Here is a 20197-nt window from a genome sequence, read left to right on the forward strand (position 1 = left end):
CGTCCATCGAGGCGACGGTTTGCAGCGCCAGGTGCTCCCCGCGCGTGCGGGGATGGTCCCTGCGTGGCGATCCGGGAGGGGTTGACGAGGAAGTGCTCCCCGCGCGCGTGGGGATGGTCCCCGACTCCTGCCGTTCTTGGTGGAGCGGTCGAAGTGCTCCCTGCGCATGCGGGGGTGGTCCCACGAAGAGGTTCGGGTAGACCTCGCAGTCGAGTGCTTCCCGCACATGTGGGGATGGTCCCGTGCGGGTCGCGGCGAGCGCCGCGTCGGTGTTGTGCTCCTCGCACATGCGGGGATGGTCGCGGCTATCAGACGAAGCCGAGGTTCGAGCCGCTCAGCGTGACGAGGATGGCCCATGCGATCAGCGCAAGGGCGACGAGGGCCGTGACGGCCAGAAGACAGGTCAGGGCGTGGTTGAGCAGCCTACGGATGCCGGTCCGACTCCGAGATGTCATCTCGCCTCCCCCTCGGGCGCGGCCAGGTTGGTCGGACGTCGTGTCCTGAATGCCCGAGCCACACCCACACTTTGGGGTCCCAGGCCCGCAGGGGCGTGAGTACGGGTACTCAACTCGGCCTCAGCCGCCGTAGGCGCCGTCAGGAAGGGGGCTCCTTCCTTGCCTGCGCGGCTAGTTGCGCCCGTGCACGCCGCGCGCTCGGGCCGTGTCGTACGGTCATGGCATGACTAGAACAATCGCGCTCATATGGCTCCTGGCGTGCGTCGGGTTCGGTGTGATTCTGTGGCTGCTCACCAGTGCGCCGGACATCAGCTCGGGCTTCCCCCGCTCCGAGTGCTACTCCGTTCTCGGCAACGACTGGGGCACCTCGCACGGGTCGATGGACGAACGGGCGGAATCCGCCTGCGCCTCCAAGCAGTCGCAGCGGATGGGCTGGGCGCTGCTGGTGGCGGTTCCGACGGCAGCGCTCGGTTCCGCAGGGACTCGCCGCAGGAGCGCCTGAGCCTGGAGGCCCGGAGGCCCGGAGGCCCGGAGGCCTGGAGGCCCGGAGGCCTGGAGGCCTGGAGGCCCGGAGGCCCGGAGGCCCGGACCGGGAGACCGGGAGACCCGGAGCCCTGGAGGCCCGGAATCCGGCCCCCAAGCCCGGACCGGAACCGCCTCACCCGCCCCCCGCCGAGACCCCCGCCCCCGCCCCCACGACGCTCTCGGCGCGGGAGCGGAGTTCCTCGACGCCCGGGACCTTGCGGTACTTGTCGAGGCGGGTGCGCATGTCCTCGGTGGCTTCGGTGACCTTGACGGAGCGGATGCCGTCCGCGCAGTCGAGGAAGTCCGTCCAGGTGGCGAGGGCGGCATCCAAGTGACCTCGCCTGAGGTGAATTTGGCCGAGGTCGGCGAGGATGATGGCGCGGCTGCGGCGGCGGTCGATGCCGTGGATCTCCAGGGATTCGCGGAGGTGGCCGGTGGCGCTGTCGAGGTCGCCGAGGCGGGCGAGGATCATGCCGGAGTGGTGGGCCCATCGGCCGATGCTGAAGTGGGAGGCCCAGGATTCGCCGGGGGCGGCGTCGGGGGTCTTCTCGATCGCGTTCTGGGCGGCGGTGAGGGCCCGGGTGGCGAGGCGGTGGTCGCCGTCGAGGGCGGCGGCGTCGGCGAGGGTGGTCTGGAAGTACGAGACGGCGCGCGGATCGTCCAGGGCCTTGGCACTGTCGACGCAGCGTTCGGAGAGGCGGAGCGCCATGGCGCCGTACCTGGGTCCGAGTTCGATCGCCTGAACGGCCAGTCCCCGTAGAGCTGTTGCGGAGAGTTCGGCTTCGCCTGCGGCGACGGCGAGGCCGTAGGCGTGGGCGTAATACTGCTGGGCCATGCCCTGGTTGCCCTCGTCCTGGGCCATCCAGCCCGCCAGGTGCACGAGTTGGGAGGTGGCGGCGAACAACTCGCGCCCAATGGCCTCCGTGTAGGTGCCGTCGAGCCAGGGGGCGACGTCCTCGGTGAGGTAGCGGACGGCGAGGTGTCGGGCGTGGCCGCCGCCGAGTTCGGCGGCGGTGTCGCCGAGGGCGCGGGTCATCTGGCGTACGGCGGCGACCTCGCCGGCGCCGACGCGTACGCCGCCTGCGCGGTTGGTACGGCGGGTGACGCTCTCCGGGTCGGGCAGGTTCAACGCGCCCAGAGCGTGGGCGCCCGAGGCGGCCAGGAAGTTTCGCCGAAGCACGTCGTTCCTCCCCAACTCGACTACTGACGCCACGGTATCGAGACCCGCAAGGGGGCGGGAGTCCGAGCGCTGAGCGGGCACGGACGGGGTGGTGGGTACGAACGATGTGGTGGGTGCGAACGGGGTGGTGGGTACGAATGGGGGGGCCGGCACGAATGAGGTGGCGGGCACGGCCGGGGTGGCGGGCACGGACGGGGTGGGGTGCTGCGGGTCGGTGTCCAGGCCGAGTACGTCGGCGATGTACGGGAGCCAGTAGTCGGGTTTGCGGCGGCCGGCCATCCACCGTCGCACCGACTGGCGGTCGAGACCGTTCGGTCCGCGCCCCTCGGCGATTCCCAACTCCCGGGCGAGTTTGGTCGGACCCCAGCCCCGTGCCGCGCACGCCTGGCGGATCAGCTCGCCGATCTCCTGGGATTCGGGCACCTTGCGCTCACTCCTTCACCAGGGCGGTCCTCCCGGCCTGGCCTACGCGGGACTACATGTGGCCCACAGCCTGGCATCTCCTCACTGTGCGTGCTCGGGGGTTCACTGAACGCCATCCCTCCGGGAGTTCAGATCCACCCTTCGCACCGAAAGAGGTGAGTCCGCAATGAGCTCAGCCAGCGCAACCAGCGGAAACAACGGGACGAGCGGAAACACTGGGACCAGTGGAGCCAACGGGGCGAGTGGGAGCAGCGGGGCGAGTGGGAGCAGCGGGAGCGGCGGGAGCGGCGGGGCGGAGGGTGTCGGCGGCAGGGGGGATACCGGCAAGTCCGGGGCGGCTCAGGGGCCCTGCACTCCGCCCGGAATGTGCGGTTCGTACGGTGGGCAGGCGTACGGGGGAAGCGGGGGCGGGATCGGGTACGGCGGGGTGACGTACGGAGTTCCGCCGTACGTCGGTTCGCCGAACACGGGTGTACCGGTGAGCCGCGCGGATCTGGCAGCCGATGTGCAGCTGGCCCTGGATCTGGCCCGGGGGCGGGCGACCGGTGAGGCGGCGGACGCGCTGCGGGCCCGCCTGCGCCGCGCGATCGTCGCGTACGCGCCGCTGGCCGACGCGTACGCCGCCCAGCTCGCGGACTCCCGGGCGCGGGAGATCGTGACGCACATGGTCTGCCACGCGTGGGCCGTGGCGCAGGACCCCGGCCAGGATCCGGCGGTCAATCTGCGGTTGCTGGCGAAGGCGGTGGACCATCTCGCGCGGTATGCGGCGGCGGCCCGCCACATGGCCCCGACGGACCTGGATTCGGGGTCCTGTTGACCGGGCTGTCGGCGGCTTTGCCATTCCTTTGCAACCCAGGGTACGGCGGTCCCGTCTCTCTGCACGTTCCGTTTCCCGGTCCGCCCGTCCCGGTGGGCCGACGACGAAGGAGAGCTCGCCCATGCGCCGAATGCGCCCCATGCGCCCCATGCGCCGGACCGCCCTGAGCCTGACGACGCTTGCCTGTGCCGCCGCGCTGGCCGGCGTGGCCGGTCCCGCGTTCGCTGACGGGACACCGGCCCCGGTCCCGGCCACCGCCTCCGAGGCGCCTTCCGCCGTTCCTGCCCCGGCGGAGGCCGCCACGCAGCCGCCGACCTCGGCGCCGAGCGCGGTGCCCAGCCTGGCGGCCACCGCCGCTCCGGCCCCGGCCCAGGACCCCCAGGTCTCCGCTGTGCCCGTCGGGGCGCCGAACACCGGCGAGGCGGCCGGGCAGTCGGGCGGCGGTGACGGGACGCTGATCGGCACGGGCGCCGCCGCAGTGGTGCTCGGTGCGGGGGTGGCGGTGTTCCTCGTACGCCGGAAGCGGCAGGCCGGGGCGACCGGGATGGCCGGAGTCGCCGGGGTGAATGGGGCGGCCGGGGCGTGACCTCGTACTCCAGGCGGGCCTTCGGGATCGCCGCTGCGGCCTCGCTGCTCGCCGGTTGTGACCGGGCGGGCGGCGGGGGCGGTGCGCGCGGCGGGGGTGACGCACGTGCGGCGACGGACGTCACCCCCGCCCCGCCGAAGGGTGCCGCCTCCGGTGCGCCCCAAACACGAGCGTCCGTAAGGCCGTTGGCGCGCTCGCTACCGCTGAGGCTGGAGGTTGCGGCGATCGGGGTGGACACCCCGGTCGTCCGGCTCGGCCTGGCGGCGGACGGCACGGTGGAGGTGCCCGCGATCACCGCGCACGACCGGGCGGGCTGGTACGAACACGGGCCGACTCCCGGCCAGCTCGGCCCGGCTGTGATGCTGGGACACGTGACGGTCGGGTCGTACGGCGACGGGGTGTTCCGGCGCCTCGGGCAACTGCGCGCGGGCGACCGGGTCGTGGTGCGTCTGGAGGACGCGACGGCCGCCGAGTTCTCCGTCTTCGCCACCCGGACGGTGGCGAAGGCGGAGTTCCCCACCCGGGAGGTCTACGGCAATGTGGACCGCCCGGAGCTGCGGCTCATCACCTGTGGAGGGGCCCGCGACGGCGACGGCGGCTACCAGGACAACGTGATCGTCTTCGCCGCCCTCACCGGGACCGGTACGGCGTCCACCCCGGGAGCCCGGTGAAGCGCGGCCGCGAGAGAAGCGAAAAAAGCGAGAAAAGTGAGAGAAGTGGCAGGAGTGACCGACGCGGTCGGCAGGATCAGGCCGCGTCGGAGCTCTTCGCCGTCCTCTATCCGCGTCTCGCGGGGTGGTGCCGACGTCTGGTGGACGACGACGGGACGGCGCACGAGATCGCCTCGGAGGCGTTCACCCGGCTCTGGGCGCGGTGGACGTCGGTGGACGAGCCGCGCGGGTACCTCTACGTGACGGCGGCCAACCTCGTACGGGACCACTGGCGTTCGCTGGAGCGTGAGCGCAAGGCCGTGCGCCGGGCGATCTCCGAGGAGGTCGTCGGCGGTCACGCCGAGCCGGCCGATCCCTCGGTGCGGATGATGGTGCAGTCGTTGCCCGAACGCCTGCGGGTGCCGATCCTGTTGCATTACTACGCGGACATGCCGATCCGGGAGGTGTCCGCGCTGACCGGGCGGAAGGAAGGGACCGTCAAGGCCGATCTTCACGCGGCCCGCGAACTGCTCCGCGCCCATCTGAGGAGAAGCCTTGATCACTCGCGCTGACGAGGAGCCGGAGTTCGAGCCCGACGACCCGCTCGCCGTCATCCTGCGGCCCACCCACGACCGCCTCGGTCCGCCTGCCGGACGGTACGAGGAGATCCGCCGCAGCGCCGCCGGACGCAGGTACCGCAGGGGTGCCGCCATGGTCGGCATCGCGTGCGGCGTGGCGGCATTGGCCTTGCTGCCGTTCCGGCTGGCGGCGGGTCCGGCCGCGCCGGTACAGCCCGCGTCCCCGGCCTCCCCGTCGTCGTCCACGGCGCCGGTGCCCCCGGTTTCGCCCCCGGCCGACCCGCTGCCGAGCACCGCACCGCCGGAGCCGCCGTCCGAAGCGACGGCCGTGCCCTCGGCCGCCTCCCCGCAGACGCCCTCGCCCGTGCCGACGTCCACCGGTCCTTCCGCGGTCCCGGCGACACCCACGTCGGCGGCTCTCGCCCCGCCCCCGCCCTCCACCAAGGCATCCGCCCATGGCCCTGCGGTGGCGCAGACGACTGTCCCCAGTGCGGCCAATTCGACGGATCAGTAGAGCCGTTGTCCGCCTTGACCACCGCCATCCGGTCTGGGCCGATGAGCGAGGGATACTCGCCGCCCCCGGGGGGCCGTGGGTCACTCGTCGCGGACGACCGCCGCGAACGACGTGCAGATACGGCGGAAGCCCCGATGGTTGCTACGCCCCGTGTGGCTCATGCAGTCCACATCCACGGCCGCACTGTCCGTCGAAGGCGTCGCCTTCCACTTGCAGCCGAGGCATTCCGCCTCGAAGGTCACTTCCGTATCCGGGTGTTGCGCGATCCGGTGCTGAACGATCCGGGTGATCGACCGTGTCACCGCGGACGCCTCGTCCTGTGCGGGTGACTCCGGATTTCCACATCAGCATCGGTTGCCGCCGACAGATCGCCCCTGTCCCGCGCCGCCAGACGCTGCACGGCCAATGCTTCGCACACATCGCAGCCGGCCGCCGGTTTCGGGGTCGGCAGGGGAAGTGCCAGATGCACCGGTTCACTCATGGACGTACGCCGTGGTCCACTCACTGTGCGCCTTTCGTTCTGCCGTTTGCCGAAAGGCCATCGTTCCTCACGTGGCCGGCTCGGGCTAGCCGGTTTCCCGTTCGCGCAAGAATTCATCCCGGATTTCCGTCAGCATCGATCGCATGTCGTCGCCGGAAAGTGCCACGGATGAGAAGCGTTCGAACTTGTCGACGTACAGGGATACATCCCGGGGATCGGTCACCACGACTTCCGCGGGGATCGTTTCTACCGTGACCGTCCTGTCATCCCGGATGACAAAGGCATGGTTGGCGATGTCCTGCTGCCGGGCCGACAGAGGAATGATGCCAACATCCATGCCGGGGAGGCGAGAGAGGGAAACAATGCGATCCAGCTGCTCCGCCATCCTGGCGTCCGAGACGATTCGCCAGCGCAGGACGGGTTCAGTAATGATGAAATGCAGCTCTTTGGACGAGTCGTAGAAATTTGCTGCCGTTCGATTCTGGCGCTGATGGTGCGTGTCAGTACTTCTTCGCCGAGGTCGTGCCGGGAGAGAATCGCCCGGATGTACTCGGGTGTTTGTAGCAATCCGGGAATCAGTGCGGGCTGGAACAGGCGTAGCACGATCATCTGAGCCTCAAGCGATCTTGTTTGCTCTTGAGCCTTGTGCACTCCCAGGCGACGCACCAGACGCCAAGCTACGGCCTCCGTGGCTTCGGCCCTGGCAACGTCCAGATACTCAGCCTTGACCTCATCGGACACCCCGATCGCAGTAAGGATGCGCTCAACGTCTGCGGAGGACGGAGCCGTCTTACCCGTCTCGATCTTACTGAGCTTGCTCGTAGACATGACAGCGCTGCGGGCGATGATCCTGGCTTCCTTTCCGGATGCCTTTCGTAGCGCCCGCAGCGCTGCTCCCAACTCTCCCTTGTTCACGACCCGGCGTGCTTCTCCCACCACGCGGGGAACGGCTCCGCATGCTCCAGTGCCGTATCGCGGAGCGAGATGAACTCTTGCGTCCGGTCCAGGGAGAGGGTCTCTCGTTCCGTAACGGCCCCCGTACCGTCGTAACGCATGACGACAGGCGTCCTCTCGTCGAAGAGCCAGAAGTCGTCCACTCCAGTCAGTGGGTTCGGTTTGTCCGTGACGTCGAGGATGAAGAATTCTTCGCCTCCCGTCGCGTTCTTCCGATATCCCCACCCCAGCTCGAATCGCAAGTAGGGTGTCAGCGGACGAGACAGGATGTGGACGCGATAGATGCGCCTGCCGCGCTGCGTGTGGTTCCGGAGTTCCGAGATCCAGGATTCGTTGTAGTCGTCAGGCTGTGACATGCCGGAAAGGAAAGCCTGATAAGCATCCACGTTTCCAGATCCGCTGTAATCGGCCAGCGTCTCCAGTCGAAACGCTTCCCGATCAAACGTGTCGAACAGTTCACCGAGAGTCTTCGGTTCCACGAAGCCCCTTCCGGATCAGATCGAATACGAGTTGCGTAGGAATCTCCACCAGGGTTTCGTGCTCGGGAATCACCAGTCCGTGATCGGTCGGTGTCTCGCCCTGTACCAGCAGCGTGTCCCTGTCGGTGGCGTAGATGGTCGGGCAGTCTTTCAAGTCGCACGTACTTACGAGCTTGGTGACCCTCACAGGTTTTTCCCCAGTCATCGCAGTCATGTCCTGCCAGATGTTCCCCATGCGGCAGGGTGTGGCGCAAGAGGCTTGAGTTTCCGGAACGGGAAATCGTCTCGTACGAGTGCGTGCGGCTGTGCGATCCGCCCCGGACCCCTCCGTTCGGCATGCCGCATGCGGGCCCAGCACCTCTGTACGTGAAGCGAGTTCGGGAACGCCCTGGCGAAGTAACCCCGGCGGGACCGAGGATCACCCCCGCTCCCCGCTCGAACTGATGAACCGTCGGATGACGGAATCCAAGGGGCAGTTGGGGTGTTTCGGCGTGTCGTGACCAAAGCCCCACGTTCATGTACGTAGGGGCGATTCGGGTGTTGTACGGTGATCGCGTCATCACGCTCCGTGCGCACTCGCGCGCATGGTGCGGCCCCCGGAGGTGTACTCAGCACCGCACCGAGGGCCTTCACCACCATGGACAGAGAGGGTCCAGAGGGATGCTTTGGCATGCTATCTCGCCGATGTTGGACACCGACCGGCGTTCGAGGTCACTGGTCGGCTCGCGCCGGATGAACAGTGACGCGAAGATCATCGTGTTGTACGTGGAGGGGCTCCCGAGTGAGGCGCGTGTCGGCCTGATGGGGCCGCTGCTCGATTACGCACGGGCGGCCGGCATCGACGACGGTCCGTACACGAGGGCCAAGAGGTTCCTCAAGCGCGAGGGATATCTCCACGAGTGGTCCTACCAGTTCACCCGAGGCAAATGGGCGACCGCGCAGATCCTGTCGAACGCGCCGATCACTCCGGAGGAGGCGAAGGCGGTCTGGGCGAGCCGGGAGCATGAGACGGAATGGTCCGGCGAGGGACCGGGAGACGGGCCCGAGGGCGGGAGTGGCGGGGGAACCCACCGGGGGCCGGGCCGGAGGTCGACGTGGGGACTGGCCGGGGGGCCGCCGCCCTGGGAGCGCGAATCGCCGCAGGTCGGACCGAGTGACGCGGGTCCGGTACCCGGTCATCGGCAGGGGCGGGGAGGCGGCGGTTACCTACCTGACGGACAACTGATGGCGCGCTCAACCTCCCTACCTACCTGCGTGATCGACAGTTCGAACGCTGAACGAGCGGCGTTCGGGCGGCGGTTCGAGTACGGCCCCCTCATGGAGGACGAGTCGGACAGCGGCTTCTGGTCGGAGCCGCCGGAGTGGATGGTCGAGCAGGACCCGGCGGGCGTGCAGGGCGGACAGGCCGTACAGGCCGTACAGGGCGTACGGATGCCTACGCCGGAACCCGTGCCCGTAGCCGCGCCCGTGGTCGCGCCAGTTGCCGCGCCCGTACCCGTACCCGTACCGGAACCGGCACCCGCACACCCGCCCCTGGCCGCCGCCGTTCTTGAACCCGAAAGCGTGCCCGTACCCGAACGCGTTCCCGTTGCCGTTCCCGTTCCCGTGGCCGTTCCCGTGGCGACTCGGGCGCAGGACGCCGAGGAGGAGCGCGGGAAGGACTGGACGCCTCAGATGGTGCGGGCGGAGGAGGTGCTGCTCTCCCTGGCGAAGGAGTCACGGCAGTTGCGCCTGGGGGTGTACGAGGCGCGGAGGCTGGTGGACAAGGCGGCCGAGTGGCTGCGGCGCGGTGTGTCGGCGGACGACATGCGGTACGTGCTCAGCTCGCAGCTGCCGCAGGACGGGGTGAGGTCCGCCGTCGGCTTCCTGCGGCACCGGCTGGAGGTGAAGATGCCCCCGGAACCGGGCCGCGGGCGTGCCGTGTCGGGAGCCGTGGCGCCGGGCGCCTCGCGTCCCCAGGGTGTGCACCGGCCCGGGGACGTGGTCCGGGTTCCGGGAGGAGGCTGGGCCGTGGACGGGGAAGACGGACCGGTCCCGGTCCCGGTCCCGGTCCCGGAGACGGTGCCGTTGGTGGAGTGCGAGGGGCCCGGCGACCCGCACATGTTCAGGCCGTACGAGGGTCACACGAAGTGCGGGGACTGTCGGCAGGTGGAGGCGTACACCCTGTGGGCGGCCCAACGTGCCGCTGCCGCACGGGCTCGGGGTGAGGACGGGCTCGTCGGGGACGGTACCGGCGGCTGGCGTGACCGCCTCGCCGCGTACGCCACGCCGGGCGGCGCGAGCAGCGAGGACCCGCACCCGGCAGGGCTTCCGGAGCAGCACCCGGCACGGCTTGCGGAGCAGCTCCCGGCACGGCTTGCGGAGCAGCACCCGGCAGGGCTTCCGGAGCAGCACCCGGCACGGCTTGCGGAGCAGCTCCCGGCGCAGCGGTCGGACACCGGGAACGGGTGAGGCCGCCCGCGTGCTCGACGCGGACGGCCCCACCCGGTGCGGGAGAGTGCGGGAAGGCGCGGGAGGCGCGGAAGGCTCAGTCGGTGATCTCGATCTTCCCGTCGCCCTTCCCGTCGCCCTTGCCGTTGCCGCTCCGGCCGCTGTCGGACCCGGCGGACCCGGCGGACTCCGCGGCCTCCTCGGAACCGGCCGCGACGGCGGCTGCCGGGGTGCCGGTCCGGGAGGCGGTGAGGTTCTTGAGCAGCGAGGCGAGGTCGACGCCGGTCGTGGAGGTGAGCAACTCCATGCCCTGCGCGACGTTGTCGGTGACCGTGCGGGCCAACTGGCTCGCCCCGTCGGTGGAGATGACCGTCAGCTTGTCGATGGCGCTCAGCGGCTCCGCCGCCTTGGCGACGACCTTGGGCAGCACCTCCACCAGCATCTGCAGCACGGCCGCGTCACCGTACTGCGCGAAGGCGTCGGCCTTCTTCCGCATGGCCTCGGCCTCCGCCGCACCCCGGGCGGCGATGGCGGCGGCCTGGGCCTCGCCCTCGATGCGTACCGCCTCCGCCAGGGCCGAACGCTGGAGCTTCTCGCCCTCACCGGTCAGACGGGCGCGGTCGGCGGTGGCCTCCGCCTCCTTGACCTTGGCGATCCGGCGGGCCTCGGCCTCCTGCTCAGCCTGGTAACGGGCGGCGTCGGCCGGCTTGCGGACCCGGGTGTCGAGCTCGCGGTCGGTGAGCGCCGCCTGGCGCTGGGCCACCTTCTCCTGCTCCTGGAGGACCTCCTGCTGGCGTGCCGCCTGCGCGAGCGGGCCCGCCGCGTTGGCCTTGGCGGCCGCCACGTCGGTCTCCACCCGGATCTCCGCCTGCCTCAGGTACAACGTCCGCTCGGCGACGGCGACGTCCTCGGCCGCCTTCAACCGGGCCTGCTCCGAGGTCCGCCGCGAGTTGGCCTCGGCGATGTCCGCCTCCTGCTTGGCCCGCGCGGCCTCGGGCCGGCCGAGGTCCTCCAGGTAGGTGCCCTCGGTGGTGATGTCGTGGATCTGGAACGCGTCCAGGATCAGGCCCTGGCCGGAGAGGCTGGCCTCGGCCTCCTCCGCGACCTGACTGGCGAACGCGGCACGGTCGCGGATGATGTCCTCGACCGACATCCGGCCCACGATCGCGCGCAGCGAACCCGAGAGGACCTCCTGGGTGAAGCCCGCGATCCCCTTCTGCTGGCGCAGGAAGCGCTGGGCGGAGGCGCGGATCGCGTCCTCGCTGCCGCCGACCTTGACGATCGCGACGCCTTCGAGGTTCGCCTTGACCCCGCGCAGGGTGACGGCCCCGCGCACCTTCACCGGGATCTGCCGGCTGGAGAGGTCGAGGGTGTACCGCTGCTGCACGAACGGCACCACGAAGACGCCGCCGCCGACCACGACCTTCTGGCCGGTGTTGTCGATGCTGGTCCGGCCGGTGACCGGATCCGTGTGCTTCTTGCCCCGGCGCCCGGTGATGATGAACGCCTCGCTGGGCCCGGCGACTTTGTACCGGGTCACGACGGCGAGGCCGAGAAGGACGAACAGGGCGACGATGCCGATGACGGAGATGACGACTGGACTCATGTGGTGATGCCCCCTGGCCCGCTGCCCGTTCGGGCAGCGGAGTTCTCAACAGCTGTATGTGTTACGGGCGTTCGACCGGGCGGACGTTGACCGAGGTGGAGGACAAGGTGGCCTCCACCCAGATCTCGGTGCCCATCGCGACGGGTGCGGCGCTCTTCGCCGCGTACTTCACGGTGTGTCCGGCGTGGCGCAGCAGCACCTCGCCGTATCCGTTCGCCGGGATCGCGGTGACGACGGAACCGGTGGTACCGATCAGGTCGTCGCCGCGCGGGGTGGGGTCCGTCCGGTCCTGCATCAGAGAACGGCTGAACTTCCAGGTCAGCCAGGCCGCGACGAGCCCCGCGAGCCCCCCGCTCGCGAGGGCCACGGCCAGTCCCGCCCCGGTGGTCCCCTCCACGATCGCTCCGCCGAAGCCGAGCATCGAGAGGAAACCTGCGATCACCGGCAGCGAGAGCAGGCCGTCGAAGAGCCCGCCCAGCAGCCCTCCGAAGAGTCCTCCGAAGATCCCCTCCAGGATGCCGTCGAAGAGCAACGACAGAGCGAGCAGGGCGAGTCCCGCCGCACCCAGTGCGAGGAGAAGCGTCACTTCGTACCCCCTAGAGGTCCCTCGTCCGGCTCAGGCCGGGCCGGACGAGGCCCCGCTCCCCGACCGAGCCCGGTCCGGACGAAAAACCATTGAGCTTCACGGGCCCCCCGGCCCAGCTCCGCGGCGAATCGAGCGGAGCGTCTCACGGCCCGGGGCCCACCGTCACTGCCGGGAACCGGCAGTCTTCGAGCGGTCTCGATGCCGGGAAACTGCCCAGCCGAAGAGAGGGACGAACCCCTCCGCGCGATCGGTTCCGCGCACGCCTCGCCCCGTACGGCTGTCAGCGCTTGACCAGCGCCAGCAGGCTCAGGCCGAACATCAGCACTCCGAGCGGGAGATGGACCGACGGCACGTGCGCGATACCGAGCACGACCTGCACCGACGCGAGCACCAGGAACCCGGTCGCCTGCCAGACCGGCCGGACCGGACCGCCGCCCGGCTTCCACGCCAGCACCGCCGCGAGGACGTACAGCATCGACGCCCCGTACATCACCCGCGCGCCGACGCTGTGCAGCGTCTCCCCGTAGGAAGCGGTCAACAGCAGCCCCGCGGAGACTGCTTGGAGAAATATGGTCAGGGTCTGCAGGGCTATCGCGACCCGCAGGAACGAGAAACGGTGCACTGCCGCCGCCTGGGTGGTCATGGCCACGGTCCCCCTTTTCCGCCCCGGAGGGCAGTCGTGTCGATAAGGTCGTAACCGTCCGACGAGATGGGCCGCGAGAAGGTAAGGCGAGGGAGGCGGCCGGGATGGTCGGGGCGGGTACGGCTACCGGGGACGTGGCCGGGGAGCGGGGCCAACTCCTCAACATCGGCTATCGGTTGCTCGGTTCGCTCGCCGAGGCCGAGGACGCCGTGCAGGAGGCGTACACCCGCTGGTACGCGCTGCCGCGCGCCCGGCGGGAAGAGATCGCCGTCCCCGGCGCCTGGCTGACGACCGTGACCGGCCGGATCTGCCTGGACGTGCTCGGCTCCGCGCGGTCCCGCCGCGAGAGGTACACCGGTTCCTGGTTGCCCGACCCGCTGCCCGACCGCGCCGCAGGCGGCCGCGACGGCGCCACCGACCCCGCCGACCTGATGGTCCTGGACGAGTCGGTGACCATGGCCTTCCTCGTCGTCCTGGAGTCGATGACCCCGGCCGCGCGGGTGGCGTTCGTACTGCACGACGTGTTCCGTTATCCGTTCGCCGAGATCGCCGACGTCCTCGGCCGCACCCCGGGCGCCTGCAAGCAGCTCGCGGCCTCCGGGCGGCGGCGGCTGCGCGAGGAACGCCCGCCGGTGTCGGCGGCCGGCCGGGACGACGTGGTGCGGCAGGTCAAGAAGGCGTGGGAGGCACGGAACATCGCGGCCCTCGTCGACCTCCTCGACCCCGCCGCCGTACTCACCGCCGACGGCGGCGGTCTGGCGAGCGCCGTCCTGCGCCCCGTCGAGGGCGGCGCGCGCATCGCCGCCTACATGGCCGCCATCGCCGACCGTGCTCCCGGGCTCGAACTCCTGGAACGCCGGGTCAACGGGGCCCCGGGCCTGGTGGCCCGGAGCGGCGGCACCGTGCTGACGGTCGCGTCGCTCGACATCGCCGCAGGGCGTGTCACCCGTCTGTGGGTGGTCCGTAACCCGGAGAAGCTGCGGCCCTGGCTGGACGAGACCTGAGGGGCGCCCGGCCTGCCGTCGGGCACCCTCGGTCGGACGGTCCTGCGGCTCGTCGCGGTCAGGCGGTCTCGATCGCGGCGAGCTGCTCGGCCAGCGTGTCGACGGACTGGAAGGTCGCGCCGACCAGCGCCACGTGCTTCCACCGCAGCACACCGTCCGGACCGATGAGGAACACCGACCGGCGCACCCCGATCCCGGGCGCGGCCACCCCGTACTTCCGGGCCACCGCCCGGTCCGGGTCGGCCAGCAGCGGCATCCGCAGCCCCCGCACCCGGGCGAAGTTCTCGTGACTGTCCACACCCTGTGGACTGATTCCCCAGACGTCCGCGCCGAGCCCCTCGAAGACCTCCAGGCCCGAGGAGTACGAGCAGAGCTGCCGGGTGCAGACGGTGGTGTTGTCACCGGGGTAGAACGCCAGGATCAGCGCGCGCCCCGGCGCACTGTCGCGGAAGTAGTCGCGGCGCACGAACTCCTCACCGATGAGCGCTCCACCCTGGAGGGTGAACTCCGGCGCCGGAGTGCCGATCTGAGGGCCTGATGCCATGATGTCTCCTTCGTTCGGGGAATGTTCGCGGCGAGAAACACGCCGCGCGGGGGTTCCTACGAGAATGTGCCCACGTGCTCCGCACGAGCATGCTCCTCGTAAGGGCGAACCGTCCCACGACCCCAGGAGGTGTGCGTGGCCCCGCAGATGCCCTCGGCAGCGGTGCTCGTCCTGCACGGCGGCCGGGCCCGGGGGACCGAGCCGCCACCGCCCGGCCTGCTCAACCTCCCCGGTCTGCGGATGTTCCCGTTCATCCGCTCCCTCGCCAAGGCCACCGGAGAACGGGCCACCGGATCACAGCGCTCCGACGCGACCGGCCCTGTGCTGGTGCGCCGCGTGCGGTACGGACACCGGGGATGGAACGGCGACCGGGACGACGCCTTCCACGACGCGGTGCAGGCCCTGGACGAGCTCCAGGACGAGGCCGGGGACGACCTGCCGGTGATCCTGCTCGGCCACTCCATGGGCGCCCGCGCCGCCCTGCGCGCCGGAGGCCACCCGCTGGTGCGCGGGGTCGTCGGCCTCGCGCCCTGGTGCCCGCCCGGCGACCCCGTCACCCAGCTCTCCGGCCGTGACGTGATCCTGCTGCACAGCACCCGCGACCGGGTCACCAGCCCGCAGGCCACCCAGTCGCTCGTCACCCGCGCCCGCCGCGCCGGCGCCCGTACCTGCCTGATCACCGTCCGGGGCAGCGACCACGCGATGATCCGCCGCGCCGCCACCTGGCACCGCACCACGACCGCGCTGGTCACCGGACTGCTCGGGCTGGCCCCCGTCCCCTGGCCGGTCGACGAGATCCTGCGGCTCCCCGTGACCGCGGAGGCCACCGCCGGGACGCTGGACCTCGACGGACTCCCCGCACGCTGAGCGCGGCGCCCCGTCTGCGGATGCGGGGGCCCCGGGAGCGGCAGAGGATGGACATCCGGCAGGTCACGAGCGAGCGCGCGGGCGACGACGGCGGGAGATTCCGGTGGAGGGCAGATCCGACGAGCGACCGCCGTCCGTGCCACCGTCCGCCGCGCCGCGGGAGCCGCGGGAGCCGCAGGTCCCGGAGGAGCCGGGACTCCTCGGCTTCGCGGCCGGCGACCCCGTCCCGCCCATCGACCTCGAAGCCGTGGCCGACTTCGCCGACGGTTCCCCCGCCGGGATCGCCGCTTTCGACACCCGGCTGCGGTACGTCTACGTGAACCCGGCCCTCGAAGGGTTCAACGGCATCCCCGCCGCCGCCCACCTCGGCCGCACCGTCCAGGAGGTGCTGCCGCAGCTCAACGCCCGCGACCACGTCATGCAACTGGTGCTCCGCGACGGAACGCCCCGGCTCTCCACGACCCAGGGCCAGTCCTGGGGGGTCTCCCGCCACGAGGAGCGCTACTGGCAGGCCGCCTACCACCGGCTGGAGCAGGACGGCGTGCCGGTCGGGGTGGTCGTCATCCTGCTGGAGATGAGCGAGGTCAAGAGCGAGGGCCGGGAGCTGGAACGCGCCCGCAGGCACCTCGCCCTCCTCGCCACCGCCGCCGTCAACATCGGGACCACCCTCGACATGGACACCACCTGCGAGGAACTCGCCCGGTTCGTGGTGCCCTCCCTCGCCGACTTCGCCGCGGTGGAGGTCTTCCCGCCCGAGGTCGGGCACAGCGTCCGCCAGGCCCCGCCGGGCATCCTGCGGATGCGGCGCGCCGGATTCGCCGCGGCCCACGGCTACCAGGAGGGGGCCGCGGCCTTCAACAACGCGGGGGAGTACATCGACTACGCCGAGGACGCGGTCGTCGCCCGCTGCCTGGCGGCCAACGAACCCGTCGTCATGGACCTCGGCGACGAGAACGAGTTCGGCCGCTCCGGCGCCACCGACGAACTGCTCGCCGCCTACCGCGCCTCCGGCCTGCGCACCGCCCTCGTCGTCCCGCTGGTGGTCCGCGGGGTCTCCCTCGGGGCGCTCAGCCTGGTCCGCTCGGAACAGTCGCCGCCCTTCGACGCCGAGGACGTGCTCGTCGCCGGAGAACTCGCCCACCGCGCCGCCACCGACCTCGACCACGCCCGCCGTTACGCCCGCGAACACACCATCGCCCGCGAGCTCCAGGCGTCCCTGCTCTCCGAACCCCGCGGCGCCCACCCGCACGTGGAGGTCGCCACCCGCTATCTCCCCGCTGACCGGGGCGCGGTGGTGGGCGGTGACTGGTTCGACGTCGTACCGCTGCGCGACGGGCGCCACCTCAAGGCGATGGGCGACGTCATGGGGCACGGCGTGGAAGCGGCGGTGGCCATGAGCCACTACCGCTCGCTGCTGCGGCTGCTGGCCGGCGAGGACCTGCCCCCGCACCGCATCCTGGAGCAACTCGACCGCATGGTGCAGCGATCCGGCCTCGACCGGGCCGCCACCTGCCTGCTCGCCGTGGTCGACCGCTTCGCCGGGATGTGCGAGGTGGCGAGCGCCGGACACCTGCCGCCCGTCTTCATCGACCCGGGCGCCGACCACTCGCGGGTGGTGCCCGTGAAGCCCGGTCCCCCGCTCGGCATGGGCTTCGGCGGCTACCGCACCGAGACGGTGCCCTGCGGCCCCGGAACCGTCCTCTTCATGTACACGGACGGGCTGGTGGAACGCCGGGGCGAGGACATCGACGTCTCCGTACGGCGCCTCTCCACCCTGACCATGCCCAGGAGCGGCGACCTGGAAGACCTGCTGGACGAGGCGATCGACCGGTTCGGGGAGGGCGCCGACGACGACATCGCCGTCCTCGCCTCACGCATCCGCGAGGACGTCGGCTTCGGCCGGTGGACGGGCGAGACCACGACCGGCCAGACCACCAGGACCCGGCGGCACTTCCGCCCGACCGGCCCGAAACTCGTCGACGGCCCCCGCCCCGCCACCGGACCACGCCTCCTCGGCGACAGCGGCCCGGAGACCGGCCCCACCCCCTCACCCCCCTGATCGCCCCCTCAGCCCAGCTCCAGGCTGGTGAGGCCGTACACCCCGGCCCGGTCGAACTCCGGTACCGGCCCCGCGTACATCCGGGCCGTCCCGAACGACGGCTTCAGCCCCAACTGCTCCGCGAGCCGCACCCCCATCGGGTTGATGTCGGGCACGTCCACCGCCACCGGTGCCCCCGGTGCGGCCGCCGCGAGGGCACCGAGCAGCGCCGCCGCCACGTCCGGGGAACCCGCGTACAACGGCCCCACCCGGGAGGCGGCGCGGCAGGCCCGCACCACCCCGAACCCCTCGACCGCACCGTCCTCCTCCCGCACCACCGCCAGCGCCGTCCGGCGCGGCGCGGTGATCCACGCGGCGAGGAACGCCTCGCGCGGAGCCGGAAAGAACCGCCGGTCGTAGGCGGCCAGCCGGTCGAAGGGCACCGAACGGGCGTCGGCCAGCCGCAGCCCCGGCGGCAGCACCGCACCGGCCGCCGGGAAGCCCTCGAACCGCGCGTTGCTCCACTCCGTACGAAACCCCGACCTGCGGTAGTTGGCCTGCTGGTCGGGCACGCCGTCGAGCCCGATGGTGCGCCCGCTCAGGCGCGCCGTGCCCGCCCGCCAGGTGCGCAGGCCGTAGCCCTGTCCGCGCAGCTGGGGACGGGTGAGGTAGAAGCCGAGGAAGGCGTAGCCGGTGCCGTAGCGGACGACCGACACGGAGGTGACGGGCTCCCCGTCGAGCCGGCCGATGAGGAAGCCGCTGGGGTCGGCGGTGAAGAAGGGGCCCTCGTCGGCGAGCCCCGGGTTCCAGCCCTCCTCGTGGGCCCAGGCGGCCAGGAGGGGCATGTCGTCGGCGCTGGCGGTGGTGATCTCGAAGGTGGACACGGACCAGTCGTACCCCGGCCGGGAGGGGGCGGCGGGCCGGTTTCCCCGGATTCCGGCCCCCGAGGGCCCGACCCGCCCCCGGAAACTGCCCTAAGGAGTGGCCTGCGCGGACTGCGGTTTACGCCGCAGCTGGCGCACCACGATGGCGGCGGCGGTGATCACCGGCAGCAGACCCGCGACGGCGTCGGCGGCGAGCAGCTTGTCCGCCCCCGTGTGGCGGCGGATCCGCTTGACCCCGCGGAAGATGGCGAGGCCGCTGGTGCCGACCTTGAGGAGCAGGCGCGCCGTGGAGGGACCCGCCGACGCGGCCGTCCCCGGCTCCCCGGAGCCCTCGTCGAAGCCGGCGGCCTTCCCGTGCTTGCCGTGTTTCGCGTTCTTCGGGGCCTTGTGGGACTTCTTTTTGGACATCTGCGGGGTCCCTCCTGACGGCACCGGCCGGACCCGTGCGCGCGGCCCGGACTCGTACGCGTTCCACGTAACCGGCCTTGCGGGCGCCCCGCAAACGCAGCCCCGCGTCCGCCGGACCGCCCGCACGGCGCCCCGTGCCGCACGGCCGTCCGGTTACCCGTCAAGTCGCGCTGTTCCGGGCCTGGTTCGGGGCCGGAACATGACGTAGCCCTTCACGACGGGGGATGCGTGAAGGGCTACACGTGCATTATGGCCCGCCCCGCGTCCGGCGACAACTGACTGGTAGGTCAGCCAAGTTCGACCGTCCGATCGGTCGTCCGGTGTGCACCTGCGGAGCGGGCGGGCAGGTGGGAGGTGGTTGCGCGAGTAACCCCGGGCGCCCCATGGGATACGTGCGGGGGCGCGCGGAAGGCGGAGAAAGCCTCGCTCCACGAGACGGGAAAAACTGTCGCGGCTACGATAGAGGTGACTGATCTGGACACAAGTGTTCTGGGACTCGCAGGCGTCCCCGGGGAGCGGACAGGCCGCCCTCCCGGCCCCCCGTGTGGTCCCGGAAGAGGTGCTATGCCCCCGGAAGCCATACAGCACGTCGTCGACCGGCTGGACGACGACGACTACCCCGCGTACACGATGGGGAGGGCCGCCGAGATGATCGGCGCGACCCCCGCGTTCCTGCGGGCCCTGGGAGACGCCCGGCTGATCACGCCCCTGCGGTCCGAGGGGGGCCACCGCCGCTACTCCCGCTATCAGCTCCGCATCGCGGCCCGCGCCCGCGAGCTCGTGGACAGCGGGACACCGGTGGAGGCGGCCTGCCGGATCGTGATCCTGGAGGACCAGCTCGAAGAAGCGCTCCGCCTCAACGAGGAGCTGCGCGCGGGCCGGACCGGCCGGCGTTCCGACGGGTCCGGCGGAGCGGGCGCGTCCGAAGGGGCGAGAGGTCCCGGCGAGTCCTGAATATCTCCCCCCGTGGAAGCAGATTTACGGACAATGCGCGAGGAGGATTTATGACGCCCCGGGCGGAGCGTAATTACGTACCGCCCTCTTTTGCTTGCATCGTGCTACGGTTGATGAAGTTGCAGTTGTGGTTCCCAAGAACTTCACGCGCTCTTGCCGGTCGTACACCGGTGGGTGCGGTTTTGTATTTCCGGTATTCATCCCGGACGGGGTAATCATCACGGCGACGTTGGATGCGCACAGTGCGTATCTGCGGGTTATGCCCCCAAGGAGACTGACATGGCTACTGGAACCGTGAAGTGGTTCAACTCGGAAAAGGGCTTCGGCTTCATCGAGCAGGACGGTGGCGGCGCTGACGTCTTCGCCCACTACTCGAACATCGCCGCCCAGGGCTTCCGCGAGCTGCAGGAGGGCCAGAAGGTGAACTTCGACATCACCCAGGGCCAGAAGGGCCCGCAGGCCGAGAACATCACTCCTGCCTGATCTCGCGCAGACGTTCCACGCAGCTGGGGCCCGCACCTTGGGGTGCGGGCCCCGGCTCGTTGGCGTTTCCGGCCGTGCGGGATGATGTCCCTGGGCCGGATTTCTTTT

22 protein-coding genes and 2 pseudogenes are annotated in these 20197 nt (G+C 71.0%); 12 read left to right on the top strand and 12 right to left on the bottom strand.

Features of this window, described 5'->3' with window-relative positions; genetic code table 11:
- Nucleotides 1–308: 308 nt before the first annotated feature.
- On the bottom strand, nucleotides 309–455 hold the full coding sequence (locus tag OHA55_RS15840; RefSeq protein WP_266706775.1) for a hypothetical protein: 147 nt from the start codon (nucleotides 453–455) through the stop codon (nucleotides 309–311).
- 223 nt (nucleotides 456–678) lie between these two features.
- Here OHA55_RS15840 and OHA55_RS15845 point away from each other — a divergent pair, with 223 nt between their 5' ends.
- On the top strand, nucleotides 679–957 hold the full coding sequence (locus OHA55_RS15845; RefSeq protein WP_266706777.1) for a hypothetical protein: 279 nt from the start codon (nucleotides 679–681) through the stop codon (nucleotides 955–957).
- Between the two features lie 156 nt (nucleotides 958–1113).
- On the opposite strand, the gene OHA55_RS15850 is transcribed toward OHA55_RS15845, so the two are convergent.
- Nucleotides 1114–2583: a tetratricopeptide repeat protein gene (locus OHA55_RS15850; RefSeq protein WP_266706779.1), complete on the bottom strand. Its 1470-nt coding sequence runs from the start codon at nucleotides 2581–2583 to the stop codon at nucleotides 1114–1116.
- A gap of 478 nt (nucleotides 2584–3061) precedes the next feature.
- On the opposite strand from OHA55_RS15850, the gene OHA55_RS15855 reads away from it, so the two are divergent.
- From OHA55_RS15855 to OHA55_RS15875, 5 genes and pseudogenes are all read left to right on the top strand, one after another.
- Nucleotides 3062–3400, top strand: a complete 339-nt coding sequence (locus tag OHA55_RS15855; protein ID WP_266706781.1) for a hypothetical protein — start codon at nucleotides 3062–3064, stop codon at nucleotides 3398–3400.
- A 148-nt stretch (nucleotides 3401–3548) separates the two neighbouring features.
- Entirely contained in the window at nucleotides 3549–3986 is a 438-nt protein-coding gene (locus tag OHA55_RS15860) for a Tat pathway signal sequence domain protein (protein ID WP_266710694.1), read from the top strand.
- A complete protein-coding gene (locus OHA55_RS15865) occupies nucleotides 3983–4657 on the top strand; it encodes a class F sortase (protein ID WP_266706783.1) in 675 nt (224 codons plus the stop codon). The genes OHA55_RS15860 and OHA55_RS15865 overlap by 4 nt, the downstream gene beginning before the upstream one ends.
- A gap of 71 nt (nucleotides 4658–4728) precedes the next feature.
- Nucleotides 4729–5208: pseudogene (locus tag OHA55_RS15870) on the top strand (RNA polymerase sigma factor); the annotation flags it as partial.
- Nucleotides 5192–5728, top strand: a complete 537-nt coding sequence (locus tag OHA55_RS15875) for a hypothetical protein (protein WP_266706785.1) — start codon at nucleotides 5192–5194, stop codon at nucleotides 5726–5728. The pseudogene OHA55_RS15870 and the gene OHA55_RS15875, both read left to right, overlap by 17 nt.
- An 80-nt stretch (nucleotides 5729–5808) precedes the next feature.
- Here the strand turns inward: OHA55_RS15875 and OHA55_RS15880 are convergent, their stop codons facing one another.
- The 4 genes and pseudogenes from OHA55_RS15880 to OHA55_RS15905 form a co-directional block, all read right to left on the bottom strand.
- Nucleotides 5809–6030 (bottom strand): hypothetical protein, encoded by a 222-nt coding sequence (locus OHA55_RS15880; protein WP_266706787.1) that lies wholly within the window; start codon nucleotides 6028–6030, stop codon nucleotides 5809–5811.
- A gap of 264 nt (nucleotides 6031–6294) precedes the next feature.
- A pseudogene (locus tag OHA55_RS36580) lies at nucleotides 6295–7097 on the bottom strand (helix-turn-helix domain-containing protein).
- Nucleotides 7098–7120: 23 nt separating this feature from the next.
- On the bottom strand, nucleotides 7121–7642 hold the full coding sequence (locus OHA55_RS15900) for a DUF6879 family protein (protein WP_266706791.1): 522 nt from the start codon (nucleotides 7640–7642) through the stop codon (nucleotides 7121–7123).
- Nucleotides 7620–7829 (bottom strand): hypothetical protein, encoded by a 210-nt coding sequence (locus OHA55_RS15905; RefSeq protein ID WP_266710699.1) that lies wholly within the window; start codon nucleotides 7827–7829, stop codon nucleotides 7620–7622. The genes OHA55_RS15900 and OHA55_RS15905 overlap by 23 nt, the downstream gene beginning before the upstream one ends.
- A 497-nt stretch (nucleotides 7830–8326) precedes the next feature.
- On the opposite strand from OHA55_RS15905, the gene OHA55_RS36515 reads away from it, so the two are divergent.
- Complete coding sequence (locus OHA55_RS36515; RefSeq protein WP_323180420.1) at nucleotides 8327–10093, top strand: hypothetical protein; 1767 nt, start codon at nucleotides 8327–8329, stop codon at nucleotides 10091–10093.
- Between the two features lie 76 nt (nucleotides 10094–10169).
- Here the strand turns inward: OHA55_RS36515 and OHA55_RS15915 are convergent, their stop codons facing one another.
- From OHA55_RS15915 to OHA55_RS15925, 3 genes are all read right to left on the bottom strand, one after another.
- Nucleotides 10170–11678, bottom strand: coding sequence for a flotillin family protein (locus OHA55_RS15915; protein ID WP_266706793.1), 1509 nt, complete (start codon nucleotides 11676–11678; stop codon nucleotides 10170–10172).
- A 61-nt stretch (nucleotides 11679–11739) separates the two neighbouring features.
- Entirely contained in the window at nucleotides 11740–12264 is a 525-nt protein-coding gene (locus OHA55_RS15920) for an NfeD family protein (RefSeq protein ID WP_266706795.1), read from the bottom strand.
- Nucleotides 12265–12544: 280 nt separating this feature from the next.
- Nucleotides 12545–12907 (bottom strand): hypothetical protein, encoded by a 363-nt coding sequence (locus OHA55_RS15925; protein ID WP_266706797.1) that lies wholly within the window; start codon nucleotides 12905–12907, stop codon nucleotides 12545–12547.
- 104 nt (nucleotides 12908–13011) lie between these two features.
- On the opposite strand from OHA55_RS15925, the gene sigJ reads away from it, so the two are divergent.
- Complete coding sequence (sigJ, locus tag OHA55_RS15930) at nucleotides 13012–13911, top strand: RNA polymerase sigma factor SigJ (RefSeq protein ID WP_266706799.1); 900 nt, start codon at nucleotides 13012–13014, stop codon at nucleotides 13909–13911.
- Nucleotides 13912–13969: 58 nt separating this feature from the next.
- Here the strand turns inward: sigJ and OHA55_RS15935 are convergent, their stop codons facing one another.
- Nucleotides 13970–14455 (bottom strand): peroxiredoxin, encoded by a 486-nt coding sequence (locus OHA55_RS15935; protein WP_266706801.1) that lies wholly within the window; start codon nucleotides 14453–14455, stop codon nucleotides 13970–13972.
- Nucleotides 14456–14590: 135 nt separating this feature from the next.
- On the opposite strand from OHA55_RS15935, the gene OHA55_RS15940 reads away from it, so the two are divergent.
- Together OHA55_RS15940 and OHA55_RS15945 are read left to right on the top strand one after the other, a co-directional pair.
- On the top strand, nucleotides 14591–15322 hold the full coding sequence (locus OHA55_RS15940; protein WP_266706803.1) for an alpha/beta hydrolase: 732 nt from the start codon (nucleotides 14591–14593) through the stop codon (nucleotides 15320–15322).
- 247 nt (nucleotides 15323–15569) lie between these two features.
- Nucleotides 15570–17381, top strand: a complete 1812-nt coding sequence (locus OHA55_RS15945; RefSeq protein ID WP_266710701.1) for a SpoIIE family protein phosphatase — start codon at nucleotides 15570–15572, stop codon at nucleotides 17379–17381.
- Between the two features lie 8 nt (nucleotides 17382–17389).
- Here the strand turns inward: OHA55_RS15945 and OHA55_RS15950 are convergent, their stop codons facing one another.
- Nucleotides 17390–18244: a GNAT family N-acetyltransferase gene (locus OHA55_RS15950; protein WP_266706805.1), complete on the bottom strand. Its 855-nt coding sequence runs from the start codon at nucleotides 18242–18244 to the stop codon at nucleotides 17390–17392.
- A 90-nt stretch (nucleotides 18245–18334) separates the two neighbouring features.
- A complete protein-coding gene (locus tag OHA55_RS15955; protein WP_266706807.1) occupies nucleotides 18335–18652 on the bottom strand; it encodes a hypothetical protein in 318 nt (105 codons plus the stop codon).
- Between the two features lie 564 nt (nucleotides 18653–19216).
- On the opposite strand from OHA55_RS15955, the gene OHA55_RS15960 reads away from it, so the two are divergent.
- Nucleotides 19217–19606, top strand: coding sequence for a MerR family transcriptional regulator (locus tag OHA55_RS15960; protein WP_266706809.1), 390 nt, complete (start codon nucleotides 19217–19219; stop codon nucleotides 19604–19606).
- A 279-nt stretch (nucleotides 19607–19885) separates the two neighbouring features.
- Entirely contained in the window at nucleotides 19886–20089 is a 204-nt protein-coding gene (locus tag OHA55_RS15965) for a cold-shock protein (protein WP_266706811.1), read from the top strand.
- Nucleotides 20090–20197: the final 108 nt, after the last annotated feature.

The sequence above is a fragment of the Streptomyces sp. NBC_00102 genome (assembly GCF_026343115.1).
Lineage (GTDB): Bacteria > Actinomycetota > Actinomycetes > Streptomycetales > Streptomycetaceae > Streptomyces.

What these genes read in the sequence shown, in the direction of transcription:
- OHA55_RS15840 (WP_266706775.1), bottom strand. Translation starts at nt 455, where the DNA reads ATGACATCTCGGAGTCGGACCGGCATCCGTAGGCTGCTCAACCACGCC.
- OHA55_RS15845 (WP_266706777.1), top strand. Translation starts at nt 679, where the DNA reads ATGACTAGAACAATCGCGCTCATATGGCTCCTGGCGTGCGTCGGGTTC.
- OHA55_RS15860 (WP_266710694.1), top strand. Translation starts at nt 3,549, where the DNA reads ATGCGCCGGACCGCCCTGAGCCTGACGACGCTTGCCTGTGCCGCCGCG.
- OHA55_RS36515 (WP_323180420.1), top strand. Translation starts at nt 8,327, where the DNA reads ATGTTGGACACCGACCGGCGTTCGAGGTCACTGGTCGGCTCGCGCCGG.
- OHA55_RS15915 (WP_266706793.1), bottom strand. Translation starts at nt 11,678, where the DNA reads ATGAGTCCAGTCGTCATCTCCGTCATCGGCATCGTCGCCCTGTTCGTC.
- OHA55_RS15925 (WP_266706797.1), bottom strand. Translation starts at nt 12,907, where the DNA reads ATGACCACCCAGGCGGCGGCAGTGCACCGTTTCTCGTTCCTGCGGGTC.
- sigJ (WP_266706799.1), top strand. Translation starts at nt 13,012, where the DNA reads ATGGTCGGGGCGGGTACGGCTACCGGGGACGTGGCCGGGGAGCGGGGC.
- OHA55_RS15935 (WP_266706801.1), bottom strand. Translation starts at nt 14,455, where the DNA reads ATGGCATCAGGCCCTCAGATCGGCACTCCGGCGCCGGAGTTCACCCTC.
- OHA55_RS15955 (WP_266706807.1), bottom strand. Translation starts at nt 18,652, where the DNA reads ATGTCCAAAAAGAAGTCCCACAAGGCCCCGAAGAACGCGAAACACGGC.
- OHA55_RS15960 (WP_266706809.1), top strand. Translation starts at nt 19,217, where the DNA reads ATGCCCCCGGAAGCCATACAGCACGTCGTCGACCGGCTGGACGACGAC.
- OHA55_RS15965 (WP_266706811.1), top strand. Translation starts at nt 19,886, where the DNA reads ATGGCTACTGGAACCGTGAAGTGGTTCAACTCGGAAAAGGGCTTCGGC.